Here is a 512-nt window from a genome sequence, read left to right on the forward strand (position 1 = left end):
CTGGAGCTCGTCGAGCTCGAGGTTCGCGAGCTTCTTTCGAGCTACGAGTTCCCGGGCGACGACATTCCGATCGTCAAGGGCTCGGCGCTGGTGGCGATCGACGGTGGCGACCAGGAGATGGGCGAGAACTCGATCCGCAAGCTGATGGCGGCGGTCGACGACTACATCCCGACGCCGGAGCGTCCGGTGGACCAGCCGTTCCTGATGCCGATCGAGGACGTGTTCTCGATATCGGGCCGCGGCACGGTGGTCACGGGTCGCGTCGAGCGCGGCATCGTCAAGACGGGCGAGGAAGTGGAGATCGTCGGCCTGAAGGCGACGTCGAAGACGACGGTCACCGGTGTCGAGATGTTCCGCAAGCTGCTCGACCAGGGCCAGGCGGGCGACAACATCGGCGCGCTTCTGCGTGGCGTGGCGCGTGACGGTGTCGAGCGCGGTCAGATTCTCTGCAAGCCGGGCTCGGTGACGCCGCACACGAAGTTCAAGGCGGAAGCCTACATCCTGACGAAGGA

General features: G+C 65.6%; 1 protein-coding gene. It reads left to right on the plus strand.

Annotation, left to right across the window (positions count from 1 at the left end):
* Nucleotides 1-512 (plus strand): EF-Tu/IF-2/RF-3 family GTPase (locus tag FJU11_RS18210; RefSeq protein ID WP_268935224.1); only part of this gene is annotated, 512 nt, incomplete at both ends.

The organism is Pararhizobium mangrovi, from assembly GCF_006516965.1.
GTDB classification, from domain to species: domain Bacteria; phylum Pseudomonadota; class Alphaproteobacteria; order Rhizobiales; family Rhizobiaceae; genus Pararhizobium_B; species Pararhizobium_B mangrovi.